A 16181-nucleotide genomic window follows, 5' to 3' on the forward strand; every position below is an offset into this window, starting at 1 on the left:
CGTTTTTTTATGCGTATTGGCCACGGCTATGATGTGCACCGTTTCGCTGAAGGCGATTTCATTACTCTGGGCGGCGTGCAGATTGCACACGGCTTCGGGCTGCTCGCTCATTCCGACGGTGACGTCCTGCTGCACGCCTTGAGCGATGCCTTGCTCGGCGCAGCTGCGCTGGGTGATATCGGCAAACACTTTCCGGACACCGACCCGCAGTTCAAGGGCGCCGACAGTCGCGCATTGCTGCGTCATGTGGTCGGGTTGATCCACGCCAAAGGCTGGAAAGTCGGCAATGTCGACAACACCATCGTCGCCCAGGCGCCAAAAATGGCCCCGCATATCGAATCGATGCGCGCGCTGATCGCTGCGGATCTACAAGTTGAGTTGGATCAAGTGAACGTGAAAGCTACCACCACCGAAAAGCTTGGCTTTGTCGGTCGCGAAGAAGGCATCGCCGTGCACTCCGTTGCCTTGTTGCTGCGCGCATGAATGAACTGCAATTGCTCGGCCCGCGGGCCTATGGCGAACCCCTCGGCACTGCGGTACTGAAAGCCATCGCGGAAGATTTTCAGGTCGATGAAGTGCTCGACATCCCGTTCAGCGGCGATGGCGAACACTTGTGGATCTGGGTCGAAAAACGGGGTCTGAACACTGAAGAGGCCGCGCGGCGTATCGCCAAGGCTGCCGGCGTCCCGTTGCGCACCGTCAGTTACGCCGGGCTCAAGGATCGGCAGGCGCTGACCCGTCAGTGGTTCAGCGTGCAACTGCCGGGCAAGGCTGACCCGGATCTGTCGGCGGCGGAAAACGACACACTGAAAATCCTCAAGACCACCCGCCATAAGCGCAAGCTGCAACGTGGTGCGCATTCGGCCAACGGCTTTACCTTGCGCCTGACCCAGTTCGCCGGCGACAAGGCGGCGATCGAGCGGCGTCTGCAGTTGATCGCCAAACAAGGCATTCCCAATTATTTCGGCGCCCAGCGTTTCGGCCATGACGGTGGCAACGTCGTCGATGCGCGTGCATGGGCGGCGCGCAAGGCCTTGCCAGAGCAGCGCAATGTGCGTTCGCGCCTGCTGTCGACGGCGCGCAGTTTTCTGTTCAATCAGGTGCTGGCGGCGCGGGTCGCTGATGGCACCTGGCAGCGCGCGCTGGTCGGCGATCTGTTGGCGTTCACCGATAGCCGCAGCTTTTTCCCGGCCGGTGAAGCCGAGTGCAGCGATCCGCGTCTGGCGATTCTCGATCTGCACCCGACCGGCCCGCAGTGGGGCGAAGGTGACGCTCCGACCGCTGGCGCTGTCCATGATCTGGAACAGGGGATTGCCGCCCGTGAAGCAGAACTGCGTGACTGGTTGATTCACGCCGGCATGAGCCACGAACGTCGCATCCTGCGACTGCCCATTGGCGGGTTGACGTGGCATTATCCCCAGCCTGACATTCTGCAACTGGAATTCGTCCTCCCGGCCGGATGCTTCGCCACCGTATTGGTGCGCGAGCTCGTTGATCTGGTGCCGGTGGGGCAGACGGACAGCCCATGCGTATTCTGATTTCTAACGACGATGGGGTAACCGCACCCGGTCTCGCCGCGCTTTATGCTGCGCTGGCGGATTACACCGAATGCGTGGTTATCGCCCCGGAGCAGGACAAAAGCGGCGCCAGCAGTTCGCTGACGCTCGACCGTCCATTGCATCCGCAATATCTGGCCAATGGCTTCATCAGCCTCAATGGCACACCGACCGACTGCGTGCACCTGGGCCTCAATGGTTTGCTGGAGCGCGAACCGGATATGGTGGTTTCCGGTATCAACCTCGGCGCCAATCTCGGCGATGACGTGTTGTATTCCGGGACAGTGGCGGCAGCCCTTGAAGGCCGGTTTCTCGAGCGCCCTTCGTTCGCCTTTTCGCTGGTCTCACGTCAGGTGGATAATCTTCCTGCGGCGGCCTACTTTGCGCGCAAGCTGGTCGAGGCCCATGCCGGGCTCGATCTGCCGCCGCGCACGGTGCTCAACGTGAACATTCCCAATCTGCCGATTGATCATATTCGCGGCATTCAGTTGACCCGACTCGGTCATCGCGCTCGGGCGGCGGCGCCAATGAAAGTGGTCGATCCGCGCGGCAAGTCTGGTTACTGGATTGCCGCCGCCGGCGATGCTGAAGACGGCGGCCCCGGGACTGATTTCCATGCCGTGATGCAGGGCTATGTTTCGATTACTCCGTTGCAGCTTGATCGCACCTTCAACGATGCCTTCAGAGGGCTCGACGGCTGGCTGGAGGGGCTGCGCTGATGGCTCGTGAACACGAAGACAGAATGCGTAGCGGCATCGGCATGACTTCCCAGCGAACGCGCGAGCGTCTGATTCAGCGTTTGTACGAAGAGGGTGTGTCCAACACTAAGGTACTGGAAGTGATCCGGCGCACGCCGCGTCACCTGTTCGTCGACGAAGCGCTGGCGCACCGCGCTTATGAAGACACGGCGTTGCCGATCGGCCACAACCAGACCATCTCCCAGCCTTATATGGTGGCGCGCATGAGCGAGTTGCTACTGGAGGCCGGGCCGCTGGACAAGGTGTTGGAGATTGGTACCGGCTCCGGTTACCAGACCGCCGTGTTGTCGCAACTGGTGGAGCGGGTCTTCTCGGTTGAGCGCATCAAGGTTTTGCAGGATCGCGCCAAGGAACGTCTGGTCGAACTGAACTTGCGCAACGTGGTGTTCCGTTGGGGCGATGGTTGGGAAGGCTGGCCGGCACTGGCGCCGTACAACGGTATTATCGTCACTGCCGTGGCCACCGACGTGCCGCAAGCGTTGCTCGATCAGTTGGCTCCGGGCGGGCGCCTGGTGATCCCGGTAGGCTCGGGTGAAGAACAGCAACTGATGCTGATCGTGCGCGAAGAGCACGGCTTTTCCCGACACGTTTTGGGCGCTGTGCGATTCGTGCCTTTGCTCAATGGGCCGCTGGCCTGAGCATATATTCAAAGGCGCTGAATTCCTTTCGTTCGCTTTGGTCTTACTTCGGTGGCGAGGGTTTAAACGCAGCAGGTTGTCAGCTTGCAAACGTGTGCGCGAAGCCATTTCGCAACATTAAAGGTAAAGCTGATTCGGCCCGTTATACTGGCGACACTTCATGCCGAAAGCCGGCATTTCAAATTTTTCAGCCACCACAAAGGGAGCGGCGGGTGAGTCTCACAGTCATTGCGCAGCGTATGGTTAACACGAGCTTTCAGCGCCTGGTGACTGGCCTTGTCTTGAGCACCTTGTTAGTGGGTTGCTCCAGCACCAAATCGAGCAATGTTCGAGTCGTTGATCGCAACGCGGTCGCTCAGCGTCCTACAGTGACAACTGGGCAGTATGTAGTCCGAAAGGGGGACACCTTGTTCTCCATCGCGTTTCGCTACGGCTGGGACTACAAAGCCCTCGCGGCTCGGAACAATATTCCTACGCCGTACACGATCCACCCAGGTCAGACAATTCGCTTTGATGGCCGCACCGGTTCAACGTCCACGGCGGTGGTGAGCCGCTCCAGTTCTTCGCCTTCATCGTCGAGTAAAACCACGGTAATCCGGCGCCAGGCGAATGGCACGACAACCACTACAACCACCGGTTCTACGGGCGCTGTACCGTCCGTCGCCAGCAAGCCAGCGCCCGCTCCACTGCCTCCAGCGGGTCCGGCCCCTACCGGCTGGGGATGGCCATCTAATGGCATCCTGATCGGGAAATTCTCTTCAAACGGTAGTTTGAATAAAGGAATTGATATCGCCGGGGATTTGGGACAGCCTGTTTTAGCTGCGTCTGATGGGACGGTTGTATACGCCGGGAGTGGCTTAAGGGGCTACGGCGAATTGGTCATCATCAAACACAGCGAAACCTACGTAAGTGCTTACGGTCACAACCGTCGGCTGTTGGTTCGGGAGGGACAGCAGGTCAAGGTCGGACAGACAATTGCCGAAATGGGGTCAACGGGTACAGACCGGGTGAAACTGCATTTTGAGATTCGCCGACAAGGTAAACCTGTAGATCCGCTGCAGTTCCTGCCAAGACGTTGATTTGTAAGCCAGCCTGTTCCGTCGCGTAGAGGGGACAGGCTCCAGCGCTGCCAAGGATAAAGGCGTCGCTTGAGCTTGGGGTCGAACTCACCAAAGGACTATAACAATGGCTCTCAGTAAAGAAGTGCCGGAGTTTGACATCGACGATGAGGTTCTCCTTATGGAAACCGTCATTGATTCGGATTCGATGTCGAATGATGAAGGGGCTGCTCCACCTTCCGTTCGTTCCAAATCCAAACACTCCGCTTCACTTAAACAACACAAGTACATCGACTACACGCGGGCACTCGATGCCACGCAACTGTATCTCAACGAAATCGGCTTTTCCCCATTGCTCTCCCCGGAGGAAGAAGTTCATTTTGCGCGATTGTCGCAAAGTGGCGATCCGGCCGGGCGTAAGCGCATGATTGAAAGTAACCTGCGGCTGGTGGTCAAAATCGCCCGGCGTTACGTCAATCGGGGGCTGTCACTGCTGGATCTGATCGAAGAGGGCAACCTCGGGCTGATCCGGGCGGTGGAAAAGTTCGATCCCGAGCGCGGCTTCCGCTTCTCGACCTACGCGACCTGGTGGATTCGTCAGACCATCGAGCGCGCCATCATGAATCAGACCCGGACCATCCGGTTGCCGATTCACGTGGTCAAGGAGCTCAATGTGTACCTGCGGGCTGCACGGGAGCTGACGCAAAAACTCGATCACGAACCTTCACCCGAAGAAATCGCCAACCTGCTGGAAAAACCGGTAGGTGAGGTCAAGCGTATGCTGGGCCTGAATGAACGGGTTTCTTCGGTCGACGTCTCGCTGGGTCCGGATTCGGATAAAACCCTGCTCGACACCCTCACTGATGATCGTCCAACCGATCCATGCGAACTGCTGCAGGATGATGACCTGTCACAGAGCATCGATCAGTGGCTGTCTGAACTGACCGACAAGCAGCGTGAGGTGGTCATACGCCGCTTCGGCCTGCGCGGCCACGAAAGCAGCACGCTGGAAGATGTAGGCCTGGAGATCGGGCTGACCCGGGAACGTGTCAGGCAAATTCAGGTGGAAGGCCTCAAACGCCTTCGCGAAATCCTTGAAAAGAACGGTCTGTCGAGCGAGTCGCTGTTCCAGTAAGCCACTCGATAGACCGACCGCCAAAAGCCCCGACTGGTTCGGGGCTTTTTGTTTTGTGGATTAACGCGGGTTTACTTGGCGCGATGTAGTCTCAGTTTGTAAGCCATTTCTTACTGTTTCGTAAGTGTTCGCTATTTTTACACGGCAGAAGAAGCCGATTGAGCGAGCTTATGTTTCTTAAGTTTATGATTAATAAGATTATTTTTTGATATGAGGTGCTTGTGACAGCCCATTTTGGCGTCCAGAGGCAATTGCTCTTGGCAGGGAACTCTTTAGTATCTGGGTTGTGTCGACGGACAGACACGCCCTTCAAGGATGAGGGGAACGGACATCGCAGGAAGCGATTCATCAGGACGATGAAAAGGAACACAGGGAATAGGGAAAAAATGTGGGCGGGTCAAACCGCCCCTTTTTTTTGCCTGTAAAAAGGCAAAACCCGGCAAAGCAAAAAGGCCCGCAAGGGGCCTTTTTATCGAGCGCGTGACAGATCAGCGTTCGAGGTCTTTGATCTTGCCTTTGACGCCATCCCACTCTTCGGCGTCTGGCATCGATTCTTTCTTCTCGGTGATGTTCGGCCAGATTTCGGCCAACTCGACGTTCAGTTGAATGAACTCCTGCATCTCTTCCGGAACTTCGTCCTCGGAGAAAATGGCCACGGCCGGGCATTCTGGTTCGCACAGGGCGCAATCGATGCACTCGTCCGGGTGAATCACCAGGAAGTTCGGGCCTTCGTAAAAGCAGTCCACCGGACACACTTCTACGCAGTCGGTGTACTTGCACTTGATGCAGTTGTCGGTGACGACGAAGGTCATTTCTAATTCTCTCCTCAGGCGGCGGCAGCGTTGCCCCTTCACGGTAGGGGGCGCCAGGTTCGGGAGCGATGTCTGCCAGCCAGGCTATTAGCCGGCAGCATCCCAAACCGCGCGAGATTCTACCAGCTTGAAGCCGTTTGCGTTATATCCGCTTCGTTAGTGCTTAGATCCGGTTCTTCAGTGCATATAACATTTCGAGCGCCCGACGCGGCGTCAGGTCATCCAGATCCAGCTTAGCCAACTCATCCAGCACCGGATGCGGCAGGCTGGCGAACATGTCACTTTGTTGCGGTGTCGCCGGTTTGCCCTTGGCCGCTGGTTTTGGCGCTTCATGTGGCAAAGCGGTGTCTTCCAGGCGGCTCAGATGTTCGCGGGCGCGTACGATCACTTCGCTCGGCACACCGGCCAGTTGTGCAACCGCCAAGCCATAGCTCTGGCTGGCAGGTCCGGGCAGGACGTGGTGCAGGAACACGATGCGTTCGTTGTGCTCGGTGGCGTTGAGATGCACATTCGCTACCAGTGGCTCGGCTTCCGGCAAAACGGTCAGTTCGAAATAGTGCGTAGCGAACAACGTATAGGCGCGTAGATGCGCCAAACGCTCGGCCGCCGCCCATGCCAGCGACAGACCGTCGAAGGTGCTGGTACCGCGACCGACTTCGTCCATCAGCACCAGGCTGCGCTCGGTAGCGTTGTGCAGGATGTTGGCGGTTTCGCTCATTTCCACCATGAAGGTCGAACGGCCACCGGCCAGGTCATCGCTCGAACCGATCCGGGTGAAGATCCGGTCGACCAGTGACAACTCGCAACTGGCTGCCGGTACGAAGCTGCCGATATGCGCCAGCAGCACGATCAATGCGGTTTGGCGCATGTAGGTGGATTTACCGCCCATGTTCGGGCCGGTGATCACCAGCATGCGCGTGTTGTCATCCAGGCTCAGATCGTTGGCCACGAACGGCGTGGTCAGCACTTGCTCGACCACCGGGTGACGCCCCTGAGTGATGCGCATGCACGGCTCGCTGACGAAGCGCGGGCAGTTCAGGTCAAGGTTCAGCGCACGTTCGGCGAGGTTGCTCAGCACGTCCAGTTCGGCCAGCGCACCGGCGGTGTCCTGCAACGGGGGCAACTGGCTGATCAGATCTTCCAGCAGCGCTTCGTAGAGCATCTTTTCGCGGGCCAGGGCACGGCTCTTGGCTGACAGTGCCTTGTCTTCGAATTCTTTCAGTTCCGGTGTGATGAAGCGCTCGGCGCCCTTGAGGGTTTGACGGCGGATGTAGTCTGCCGGAGCCGATTCAGCCTGCTTGCTCGGCAACTCGATGAAGTAGCCATGAATACGGTTGTAACCGACTTTCAGGTTGGCCAGGCCGGTGCGGGCTTTCTCCCGCGCTTCCAGATCGATCAGGAACTGGCCGGCGTTTTCGCTCAACGATTGCAGCTCGTCGAGTTCGCTGTCGTAACCGGTTTTCAATACGCCGCCGTCACGGATCACCGCAGGCGGGTTGTCGATGATGGCTTTTTCCAGCAGCGCCGCCAGTTCCGGGTAGGTGCTGGTGGTGGTGGCCAGACGTTGCAAGTGCGGCGCTTCCAGATCGGTCATCGCCACTTGCAGTTGCGGCAGGGCGCCGAGGGCATCACGCAGCCGCGCGAGGTCACGGGGACGGGCATTGCGCAGACCGATTCGCGCCAGAATCCGCTCGATATCGCCGATTTCCTTGAGCTGCGGTTGCAGCTTTTCGAAGCGGTAGCCGTCGAGCAGACAAGTGATCGAGGTTTGGCGCGCCAGCAGTACGGTCAAGTCACGCAGCGGACGATTCAGCCAACGGGTCAGCAAACGGCTGCCCATCGCGGTCTGGCAACGATCGACCACCGATTGCAGGGTGTTGTCGCGACCACCGGCCAGGTTGGTGTCGAGTTCCAGGTTGCGGCGGCTTGCGCCGTCCAGCACCACGGTGTCGTCGAGGCGCTCATGGCGCAGGCTGCGCAAATGGGGCAGGGCGGTGCGTTGGGTTTCCTTGGCGTAGGCCAACAGGCAACCGGCAGCGCCGATGGCCAGGGTCAGGTTTTCGCAGCCAAAACCTTTCAGGTCCTGGGTGGAGAACTGTTGGCAGAGACTCTTGAGCGCCGAGTCACGCTCGAAATCCCACGGCGCACGGCGACGCACGCCACGGCGTTTTTCCGCTGGCAGATCTTTCGGCCAATCGTCCGGGATCAACAGCTCAACCGGGTTGACCCGCTCCAGTTCCGCCAGCAGGTTCTCCCAGCCTTTGATCTCCAGCACGGTGAAGTTACCACTGGTGATGTCCAGCACGGCCAAGCCGAACAAACGCTCGTCACCCAATACCGCCGCGATCAGGTTGTCGCGGCGCTCATCGAGCAGCGCCTCGTCGCTGACCGTGCCCGGGGTGATGATCCGCACCACCTGACGTTCCACCGGGCCTTTGCTGGTGGCCGGATCGCCAACTTGCTCGCAGATCACGACCGACTCGCCGAGCTTGACCAGTTTCGCCAGATAACCTTCCGCCGCGTGGTAAGGAATCCCACACATCGGAATTGCCTGCCCCGCCGACTGCCCGCGCGCGGTCAGGGTGATGTCCAGCAACTTGGCGGCCTTCTTCGCGTCTTCGTAGAAGATCTCGTAGAAGTCGCCCATGCGATAGAACATCAGCTGATCCGGGTGCTGGTTCTTCAGGCGCCAGTATTGCTGCATCATCGGGGTGTGGGAGGACAGGTCGGAGACGGCTTTATTCATCGGATTGTCAGGCAACTCGTTCAAAGGTGTAGGGCAAAAGCGAGGCATCTGCCAGGCTTTTACGCGATGAGCGCAAGGTTACCATGAGCGGTCTGCCCGACGCAGGCGCGACGGCCCGCTGACAGTTTTCTGCATTTAAATGTGATTTATGCACGATTTATGCAAATCAGCATTTGTCTTCGCGAAAAACTTCAAGCACTATGCGCGTTATGCAAAAACGCAACGTATCCTCCGTCTTAAGAGCACTGCTCGACCAGCACGGGATCTCCCCCACGGAGCTCCACCGTCGCACCGGCGTGCCTCAATCCACTCTCTCGCGGATTCTCAGCGGGAAGATCGTCGATCCTTCGGATAAACACATCTCGAAGATCGCCGAGTACTTCAATGTCAGCACCGATCAGTTGCGCGGGCGCGCGGATGTTGCGCCGTCGGCCGGTGCCGCGCGTGGTGACGTGCATGCGGAACTCAAGGACATAATGCTGTGGGACGACGACACCCCTGTCGATGACGACGAGGTGTCGGTACCCTTTCTTCGCGAGGTTGAATTGGCAGCTGGATCAGGAAGATTCGTCATCGAAGAAAGCGAGCGCTCCAGCCTGCGCTTCGGCAAGCGCAGCCTGCGGCACAACGGCGTGCAGTTCGACCAGGCCAAATGCGTGACCGTGCGTGGCAACAGCATGACGCCGGTGTTGCGCGATGGCGCCACCGTTGGTGTGAATGCGGGCAAGTGTGGCATCGGCGACATCATTGATGGCGACCTGTATGCGATCAATCACAACGGCCAGTTGCGGGTCAAGCAACTCTATCGCCTGCCTACGGGCATTCGCCTGCGCAGCTTCAACCGCGACGAACATCCGGACGAGGACTACACCTTCCAGGAAATCCAGGAAGAGCAGATCGTCATCCTCGGTCACGTCTTCTGGTGGGGCATGTACGCCCGTTAAGCAGACCCCGGTCAGATAAAACCCGTCCTCGGCGGGTTTTTTTTCGCCTGTGCAAAACCCCCAGCGCCTTGATTTATGCGGCTTTCATGCATGAACGCATGCTGCGCGCATAAATAAATGCATTTGCGCATTGACTGGATATGCATCCATGCATATTATTACCACCAAGCCGCTCGACAAAGCGGCTGGAAACGAAAGCTCTTTAGTTCCACAAGAACAGGCAGCGATGAACCGGCCTCAACGGTTCAGAGGGTTGGCAACTGACCCGGGTGTGCAGCGTAAAGCACCATAAGCAGTTATCCGGCGGGCAGGGACCGCGGTCGGAAAAACAATTTGAATGGACTCGTACCGCGCCAGTAGCGCCGAAAAGTCAGCTTCCTTTTTTGAACACAGGATTTAAAGGAAGGCGAAGGAGCGCATTACTGAAAAGCCCGGCGGATTTGCCGGGCTTTTTGGAATGCCTACCTCAAGAGAAACCGTTTGAACCCAACACACACTATTCATCAATCACACCAGGAGGCGTGACATGACAAACGAGCAACAAGCGTTGGCGGACATGCCTATCTGGCTGGTCATCCTGCTCGCCCTGGTCGGCGGGGTATCCGGCGAAATGTGGCGGGCCGATAAGGAGGGCGCTCGTGGCTGGGCGCTGATGCGACGTCTGGCATTACGATCAGGGGCCTGCGTTATTTGCGGCGTCTCGGCGATCATGCTGCTGTACGCCGCCGGCATGTCGATCTGGGCTGCGTGCGCAATTGGTTGCCTGACCGCAATGGCCGGCGCCGACGTGGCCATCGGTCTTTACGAACGCTGGGCGGCCAAGCGCATCGGCGTCTGCGAAGTGCCAGCGCCGCGCGATCCACACTAACCCCTTCACTGATTTGCTCTGCCGCAACTGTTGCGGCGGGGTTTTGCGTGGACATTTGAAAAGGAGGTCAATACATGCCGGCACCGATCCAGCAGCCCTCGCAGCTGTTCACCGCGATGGCGACAACCTTGCGCAACGCCACCGGCCTGAATGTGCAGGTTGGCGGTCACGAAGACTTCAGTGCTCCCGGCGATCAGGCCTGGGTGTTGATCGACTTTGACCGCAACGCACCGGGAATACGTGCCGCTGATGGACGTATCGCTCATGTGCTGACGCTGTCGCTGCAAGTCATCCCGGCACTTTCCGCCACGGCGTTTGCAGCGTGCGATCTGATCGCCGTGCTGAAAAACCTGATTACCGACAACCGTTGGAACCTGCCCGGCGATCAATGCGATCTGCCAATGAACATTGACGGCTTGCCTTCATTGCTCATCCGCGCCGAGCAGCAATACAAAGCCTGGACCCTGACGTTCACCCAGACCCTCTACCTCGGCCCGACCTTGCTTGATGACCCGCTCGGCACGCCGAAATTCGCCCGTACCTGGGAAGTCAGCAATATCGACGACCCCGACCAATACACCGCGCTGGAGGCCTGACCGATGTTCGACGCATTGCTGCGCATGCAACTGGGCCCGGTCATCGAACGTCTGGCCGAGATGGAAGCGGAAATCGAAGACCTGCATCGGCGCGCCGAAAGCTACTGCCGCATCGGCGTCTGCCAGACAGTCGACGCGGCGAGCAACACCTGCACGGTCAGCCACGGTGGCCTGCTCACGCCGGCCATCAAGTTCTTCAACCCGAGCGCCGGAGCGCAAAGTGAATCGCGGATCCCGACCGTGGGTGAGCAGTGTCTGCTGTTCAACTACGGCAGCGGTGAAAGCAGCGCGCAGAGCGTGGCGCTTTTCGGTCTGAACAGTGACCGTTTTCCGCCGGCTTCGACCGTACCGACGCTGACGCGACGCGTGCATCAGGACGGCAGCGAAAGCGGCTACGACGACGCCACACACACCCTGCATTGGCAGAACGGCCCGGCAGCCTTCAGTGGTTCTCGCGAAGCGCTTGAGCTGAGCATCGGCGCCGCGCGACTGGCAATGACCCCGCAGGCGATCAACCTGCAACTGGGCGCGGTCGGCCTGACCATCGACGCCTCGGGCGTGCACTTCAGCGGCCCATTGGTCGATCACCAGGGCCGTGTCATCAGCCCCTGATTCAAGAGCTTCCCATGATCGGAATCGATAGAGACAGCGGGGCCACGGTCGACGACTGGCTGCAGTTTGTGCAGCGCGCGACCCGGGCCCTGACCACACCGCTGGGCACCCGGCAAAAAAGGCCCCTTTATGGCTCGCTGATCCCCACGCTGCTGGGGAAAAACCTCGGCGACGACGTTTTGCTTCTGGCTCAGAGCCACGCAGCACAGGCGTTCTACAACAAGCAAAACGGCATCGATGATTTTCAGCCGCAAGTGATCGTCGCCAGCCGTCAGGGCGCCGGTCTGCTGCTGCGTTTCGCCGGTACCTGGAAAAACCGTCAACAGACATTCGAGGTCGTGACATGAGCATGTTGATCCCCGGCCAGAACCAATTGGCCGAACCCGCGCTGATCGCCGTCGACGCCTTCGAAGACCTGCTCGCCGAGTTCAAGACCTTCGTCGTCGAATACGTCAGCGCCCGAGCGCCGGGCAGCGCTGCGAAACTCAAAACCAGTCTGGAGAACGAGAGCGAGTTGCTGACGATGGCGCTCGAAGCCTTCTGCGTTCGACTGCAAACCCACGAGCGCAAATACAACGCCCGCATCAAGCAGATGCTGGCGTGGTGGGCGACTGGCAGCAACCTCGACGCACGGCTGGCGGACATGGGCCTGGAGCGGCAGTTGCTCGATCCGGGTGACCCGGCGGCATTCCCGCCAGTGCCGGCGATTTACGAAAGCGACGACGACGCCCGGTTGCGTTATTACCTGGCGCCGCATGCACCGGCGGCGGGTTCGCGGATGCAGTATCGCCGCGAGGTGTTCACCCTCGGCGAACGGCCGACGGTGAAAGTCGAATCCACCGATGCCGGTGTGGTGAATGTCACTTACACCTTCAACCCGGATGGCCTCCCCGCGCAGGTCAAGGATGGCAATGGCCGCCGCACCGCGCCGGGCGAAGTGCAGGTCACCGTGCTTGCTCGGAACGGTGACGGCACGCCTTCGCAGGCATTGCTTGAAGGCGTTCGCCAACACTTCGCCCGGCCCGATGTGCGACCGGAAACTGACCTCGTCACCGTCAAGGCTGCCGACATTCAGCGCTACAAAATTCGCGTCGTTGCCAAGATCAATTCCGGCCCCGATTCGGGCCTGACCCAAGTCGCCGCGCAGCAGCAACTGCAGGCTTACGCCGACAGTTGCCATCGTTTGGAAGGACGGGTCGATCCGAGCTGGATCGACTACACGCTGCACAGCGCCGGTGCCGTGCAACTGCAGATTCTGGAACCGCTGGCGCCGATCGTGACCACTGCGTTTCAAGCGCCGTACTGCACGGCGGTCGAGGTCGAGGTGCTGACGTTATGAGTGAGCCAACACAACGCCCGAGTTTGTTGCCGGCCAACAGCTCGGCACTCGAACGCGGGCTGGATCAGGGCTTCGGCGCACTGCTTGATCGCATCGTGCCGCCGTTTCCTGAACTGATGAATCCGAGTGAAACACCGGTCGCGTTTCTGCCGTATCTGGCGGCGGATCGCGGTGTCGCCGAATGGAGCACTGCCGCACCGGAAACGGAAAAGCGCCTGACCGTCGAACTCGCCTGGCCCACCGCACGCCAGGCCGGCACCCGCAAGGCACTGGAGAACGCGGCCAAGGGGTTGCAACTGCGCCCCGAAGTTCGCGCTTGGTACGAGCAGACACCGCCCGGCGCGCCCTACAGCTTTACCGTGCGCGCCTTCAGCGACCAACCCTACAGCGAAGAAATCGACGCCCGTCTCGACCGACGGCTGGCCGATGCCAAGAGCGAACGGGATGTGCTGTCGGTCTCGGTCGGCTTGAGCGCTTTTGGCAGACATTACATCGGCGCAGCGACCTTTTGCGGCGAACTGACCACGGTTTATCCGGTGTTCATCGAAGGGCTTGAAACCTCTGGCGAGGCGTTCATGGCCGCTGCTTTGTACACCGTCGAAACATCCACTATTTATCCTCAGGGGGCCTGAATGGCTGACTATTACACCCTGCTCACCAACGCAGGGATTGCCTATGAAACGGCGTGCAAGGCCGCGGGCGTACCGATCAAGTTGACGCAAATTTCCGTCGGCGACGGCGGCGGCTCGGTCTACAACCCGGCCGCGACCGCCACGGCGCTGAAACGTGAAGTCTGGCGCGGGCCGCTCAATGCGCTGTTCCAGGACGAGAAGAATCCGAGCTGGCTGCTCGCCGAAGTGACCATTCCGCCGGATGTTGGCGGTTGGTATGTGCGGGAAGCGGGGCTGTGGACGGACACTGGCGTTCTCTACGCCATCGTCAAATATCCGGAGTCGTTCAAACCGGTTTTGGCCACGTCGGGGTCGGGGAAAGAGTTCTACATTCGCTCTATTTTCGAGACCAGCAATGCGTCGCTGGTGACGTTGTTGATTGATGACACGGTGGTGAAGGCGACTCGTGCATGGGTCATGAGTTACCTCGCCGAAGAACTCGGCAAACTCGATGGCAAGCAATCGGTGCGTGTTGCTGCATCCAACAACATTGTGTTGAACGGCGCGCAGCAAATCGACGGCGTGGCCGTGATTGCTGGCGACCGCGTGTTGCTGACGAACCAGACCCTGGCCAAGGATAACGGCCTGTGGATCGTCGCCAATGGCGACTGGGTGCGGGCGACCGATGCCAATACCAGCGCCAAGGTCACGCCCGGTCTGACGGTGATGGTGGAGGAGGGCGCGGCGAACGGAGATTCGCTGTGGCACCTGACCACCAACGCGCCGATCACCTTGGGCACCACCTCACTTACCTTCAAGATGCTCGCCGGGCGCACCGGGATTGCGGCCGGGACTTACAAAAGTCTGACGGTTGATGAATATGGCCGGGCGACTGCCGGGGCGAATCCTGAAACGTTGGCCGGGTTTGGCATTAAGGATTCTTACACCAAGGCTGAAGTTGAAGCGCTGATTGCCAAGGCGTCGGCGTTGCCGGTGGGCTCGATTGTGGCGTTCCCGGTTGACTCGCCACCGCCGGGGTTTCTTGAACTGGATAACAGCGTCAAGAGTAGTGCGACTTACCCGGACTTGAGCGCCTATCTGGACGGCAAGTTCAATAAGGGTGATGAAGGGGTTGGGAATTTCCGTTTGCCTGAGGCGCGTGGGGAGTTCTTGCGTGGTTGGGATCATGGGCGCGGTGTGGATGCCGGACGAGGCCTCGGCAGTTGGCAAGCCGACGACAACAAGTCGCATGCCCATACCGTCACACGCATGCAGGCGTTCGCCAACGCCTCCGGCAGCAATCCGAGTGCCGTAGTGGTAGACAACGGCAATACTGCTGTAATGACCAATTTCGCGGCTGGCTTCAATAGTTCTGGTGGAGCGGAGGCACGACCTCGCAACATCGCCGTCATGTGGTGCATCAAAGCCTGGAACGCCCCGGTCAATCAGGGAACCATCGATGTTGCCGCGCTGGCCAAGGAAGTCGAACGGCTCAAGTCCGCCGTTCCGGTGGGCGCTGTTCTGGCATTCCCGACAGGGATCGTTGCACCCGGTTATCTGGAGCTGGATGGCAGTGTGCAGAGCATTGCGACTTATCCGGATCTGGCAGCGTTTCTCGGCACCACCTACAACAAAGGTAACGAGGGCGCGGGCAATTTCCGGTTGCCAGAGTCGCGTGGTGAATTTCTGCGTGGTTGGGATCATGGCCGAGGAGTAGACGCTGGACGGGAATTGGGAAGCTTCCAAAAGGCAACACTCATAGCGACCGATGCAGTAACCCCCGCACTTACAGCGCTGCAAGACACGACCGTTGGGTTCAAGCTTGGTCCGACTCTCACTGAGAACAGTCATTCCTACGTTGGAGGTGACGTTGTCAGTAAGGCCATGTATCCGGATACCGGCATTTCCGTTAGCACGGCTGAGAGAGCAGGGCTGTCATATTTAGACAGTCTGCCTATCTATGACCGAGGCATTCTTGTTGGAGCACGCCCACGAAACATCAGTGTCATGTGGTGCATCAAAGCCTGGAACGCCCCGATCAATCAGGGAAGCATCGATATCGCCGCGTTGGCCGTTCTCGCGCAGCAAGCATCGGAAACCAACCGAGGCTCGGCGAAAATTGCCACTCAGGCACAAGCGGATTCGGGAGCGGATGACACGACCATCGTGACACCGAAGAAACTGCGCTGGGGATTCCAGATATTAAAGGCCGCGAACGGCTATCTGGTTTTTCCAACATGGCTGGGTGGTCTGATCATCCAGTGGGGTTATGCCTCGATCCCGGCTGCCTTCACGGCAGTTCCGTTTCCGTTGAGCTTCCCTAACGCCTGTCTGGGTGTGCAATCCACACCGTTCAACGTTTCGGGTGCGGCCGATGTAATCGAGTTCACGAGTATGCCGTCGAATACCGGATTCACAGCCGTAGGCGTCAGCTCTGGTTTGTCGGGCGGGGCAATACAAACGCCCACGAACTTCTTTTGGTTCTCTATTGGACATTAAAGGTGAATG

At 59.2% G+C, this 16181-nt stretch carries 17 protein-coding genes; 15 read left to right on the forward strand and 2 right to left on the reverse strand.

The window, feature by feature from the left end:
* The first annotated feature begins 9 nt into the window (after positions 1–9).
* The 6 genes from ispF to rpoS all read left to right on the forward strand — a co-directional run bounded on the left by ispF (position 10) and on the right by rpoS (position 5145).
* The gene (gene ispF / locus AACY18_RS04055; protein ID WP_221732463.1) at positions 10–483 is read left to right on the forward strand and encodes a 2-C-methyl-D-erythritol 2,4-cyclodiphosphate synthase; all 474 of its coding nucleotides are present in this window, start codon (positions 10–12) and stop codon (positions 481–483) included.
* Complete coding sequence (gene truD, locus AACY18_RS04060; RefSeq protein ID WP_339464343.1) at positions 480–1538, forward strand: tRNA pseudouridine(13) synthase TruD; 1059 nt, start codon at positions 480–482, stop codon at positions 1536–1538. The genes ispF and truD overlap by 4 nt, the downstream gene beginning before the upstream one ends.
* Positions 1526–2275, forward strand: coding sequence for a 5'/3'-nucleotidase SurE (surE, locus tag AACY18_RS04065; RefSeq protein ID WP_339430565.1), 750 nt, complete (start codon positions 1526–1528; stop codon positions 2273–2275). Before truD ends, surE begins: the two co-directional genes overlap by 13 nt.
* A 41-nt stretch (positions 2276–2316) precedes the next feature.
* Complete coding sequence (locus tag AACY18_RS04070; RefSeq protein ID WP_339430763.1) at positions 2317–2952, forward strand: protein-L-isoaspartate(D-aspartate) O-methyltransferase; 636 nt, start codon at positions 2317–2319, stop codon at positions 2950–2952.
* A gap of 212 nt (positions 2953–3164) precedes the next feature.
* Complete coding sequence (locus AACY18_RS04075) at positions 3165–4031, forward strand: peptidoglycan DD-metalloendopeptidase family protein (protein WP_339430566.1); 867 nt, start codon at positions 3165–3167, stop codon at positions 4029–4031.
* A gap of 106 nt (positions 4032–4137) precedes the next feature.
* On the forward strand, positions 4138–5145 hold the full coding sequence (gene rpoS, locus AACY18_RS04080; protein WP_221732467.1) for an RNA polymerase sigma factor RpoS: 1008 nt from the start codon (positions 4138–4140) through the stop codon (positions 5143–5145).
* Positions 5146–5633: 488 nt separating this feature from the next.
* Here the strand turns inward: rpoS and fdxA are convergent, their stop codons facing one another.
* Together fdxA and mutS are read right to left on the reverse strand one after the other, a co-directional pair.
* Positions 5634–5957 carry a ferredoxin FdxA gene (gene fdxA / locus AACY18_RS04085; RefSeq protein WP_054047139.1) on the reverse strand — a complete coding sequence of 108 codons (324 nt, stop codon included), beginning with the start codon at positions 5955–5957 and terminating at the stop codon, positions 5634–5636.
* Between the two features lie 163 nt (positions 5958–6120).
* A complete protein-coding gene (gene mutS, locus AACY18_RS04090; protein WP_339464344.1) occupies positions 6121–8703 on the reverse strand; it encodes a DNA mismatch repair protein MutS in 2583 nt (860 codons plus the stop codon).
* A gap of 200 nt (positions 8704–8903) precedes the next feature.
* On the opposite strand from mutS, the gene AACY18_RS04095 reads away from it, so the two are divergent.
* From AACY18_RS04095 to AACY18_RS04135, 9 genes are all read left to right on the forward strand, one after another.
* Positions 8904–9647: a LexA family transcriptional regulator gene (locus tag AACY18_RS04095; protein WP_339430568.1), complete on the forward strand. Its 744-nt coding sequence runs from the start codon at positions 8904–8906 to the stop codon at positions 9645–9647.
* 148 nt (positions 9648–9795) lie between these two features.
* Positions 9796–9939: a hypothetical protein gene (locus AACY18_RS04100; protein ID WP_339464345.1), complete on the forward strand. Its 144-nt coding sequence runs from the start codon at positions 9796–9798 to the stop codon at positions 9937–9939.
* Positions 9940–10173: 234 nt separating this feature from the next.
* Positions 10174–10515: a phage holin family protein gene (locus AACY18_RS04105; RefSeq protein ID WP_339430569.1), complete on the forward strand. Its 342-nt coding sequence runs from the start codon at positions 10174–10176 to the stop codon at positions 10513–10515.
* A gap of 74 nt (positions 10516–10589) precedes the next feature.
* The gene (locus AACY18_RS04110; protein WP_339430570.1) at positions 10590–11111 is read left to right on the forward strand and encodes a hypothetical protein; all 522 of its coding nucleotides are present in this window, start codon (positions 10590–10592) and stop codon (positions 11109–11111) included.
* Between the two features lie 3 nt (positions 11112–11114).
* The gene (locus AACY18_RS04115; RefSeq protein WP_339430571.1) at positions 11115–11723 is read left to right on the forward strand and encodes a phage baseplate assembly protein V; all 609 of its coding nucleotides are present in this window, start codon (positions 11115–11117) and stop codon (positions 11721–11723) included.
* A gap of 14 nt (positions 11724–11737) precedes the next feature.
* On the forward strand, positions 11738–12070 hold the full coding sequence (locus AACY18_RS04120) for a phage baseplate protein (RefSeq protein ID WP_339430572.1): 333 nt from the start codon (positions 11738–11740) through the stop codon (positions 12068–12070).
* Positions 12067–13062 carry a baseplate J/gp47 family protein gene (locus tag AACY18_RS04125; protein WP_339430573.1) on the forward strand — a complete coding sequence of 332 codons (996 nt, stop codon included), beginning with the start codon at positions 12067–12069 and terminating at the stop codon, positions 13060–13062. The genes AACY18_RS04120 and AACY18_RS04125 overlap by 4 nt, the downstream gene beginning before the upstream one ends.
* Positions 13059–13694 carry a phage tail protein I gene (locus tag AACY18_RS04130; protein ID WP_339464346.1) on the forward strand — a complete coding sequence of 212 codons (636 nt, stop codon included), beginning with the start codon at positions 13059–13061 and terminating at the stop codon, positions 13692–13694. Before AACY18_RS04125 ends, AACY18_RS04130 begins: the two co-directional genes overlap by 4 nt.
* On the forward strand, positions 13695–16172 hold the full coding sequence (locus AACY18_RS04135) for a phage tail-collar fiber domain-containing protein (protein WP_339464347.1): 2478 nt from the start codon (positions 13695–13697) through the stop codon (positions 16170–16172).
* Positions 16173–16181 lie beyond the last annotated feature (9 nt).

The sequence above is a fragment of the Pseudomonas sp. EA_65y_Pfl2_P74 genome (assembly GCF_963970575.1).
Lineage (GTDB): Bacteria > Pseudomonadota > Gammaproteobacteria > Pseudomonadales > Pseudomonadaceae > Aquipseudomonas > Aquipseudomonas baetica_A.

What these genes read in the sequence shown, in the direction of transcription:
- ispF (WP_221732463.1), top strand. Translation starts at nt 10, where the DNA reads ATGCGTATTGGCCACGGCTATGATGTGCACCGTTTCGCTGAAGGCGAT.
- truD (WP_339464343.1), top strand. Translation starts at nt 480, where the DNA reads ATGAATGAACTGCAATTGCTCGGCCCGCGGGCCTATGGCGAACCCCTC.
- surE (WP_339430565.1), top strand. Translation starts at nt 1,526, where the DNA reads ATGCGTATTCTGATTTCTAACGACGATGGGGTAACCGCACCCGGTCTC.
- AACY18_RS04070 (WP_339430763.1), top strand. Translation starts at nt 2,317, where the DNA reads ATGACTTCCCAGCGAACGCGCGAGCGTCTGATTCAGCGTTTGTACGAA.
- rpoS (WP_221732467.1), top strand. Translation starts at nt 4,138, where the DNA reads ATGGCTCTCAGTAAAGAAGTGCCGGAGTTTGACATCGACGATGAGGTT.
- fdxA (WP_054047139.1), bottom strand. Translation starts at nt 5,957, where the DNA reads ATGACCTTCGTCGTCACCGACAACTGCATCAAGTGCAAGTACACCGAC.
- mutS (WP_339464344.1), bottom strand. Translation starts at nt 8,703, where the DNA reads ATGAATAAAGCCGTCTCCGACCTGTCCTCCCACACCCCGATGATGCAG.
- AACY18_RS04095 (WP_339430568.1), top strand. Translation starts at nt 8,904, where the DNA reads ATGCGCGTTATGCAAAAACGCAACGTATCCTCCGTCTTAAGAGCACTG.
- AACY18_RS04100 (WP_339464345.1), top strand. Translation starts at nt 9,796, where the DNA reads ATGCATATTATTACCACCAAGCCGCTCGACAAAGCGGCTGGAAACGAA.
- AACY18_RS04105 (WP_339430569.1), top strand. Translation starts at nt 10,174, where the DNA reads ATGACAAACGAGCAACAAGCGTTGGCGGACATGCCTATCTGGCTGGTC.
- AACY18_RS04110 (WP_339430570.1), top strand. Translation starts at nt 10,590, where the DNA reads ATGCCGGCACCGATCCAGCAGCCCTCGCAGCTGTTCACCGCGATGGCG.
- AACY18_RS04115 (WP_339430571.1), top strand. Translation starts at nt 11,115, where the DNA reads ATGTTCGACGCATTGCTGCGCATGCAACTGGGCCCGGTCATCGAACGT.
- AACY18_RS04120 (WP_339430572.1), top strand. Translation starts at nt 11,738, where the DNA reads ATGATCGGAATCGATAGAGACAGCGGGGCCACGGTCGACGACTGGCTG.
- AACY18_RS04125 (WP_339430573.1), top strand. Translation starts at nt 12,067, where the DNA reads ATGAGCATGTTGATCCCCGGCCAGAACCAATTGGCCGAACCCGCGCTG.
- AACY18_RS04130 (WP_339464346.1), top strand. Translation starts at nt 13,059, where the DNA reads ATGAGTGAGCCAACACAACGCCCGAGTTTGTTGCCGGCCAACAGCTCG.
- AACY18_RS04135 (WP_339464347.1), top strand. Translation starts at nt 13,695, where the DNA reads ATGGCTGACTATTACACCCTGCTCACCAACGCAGGGATTGCCTATGAA.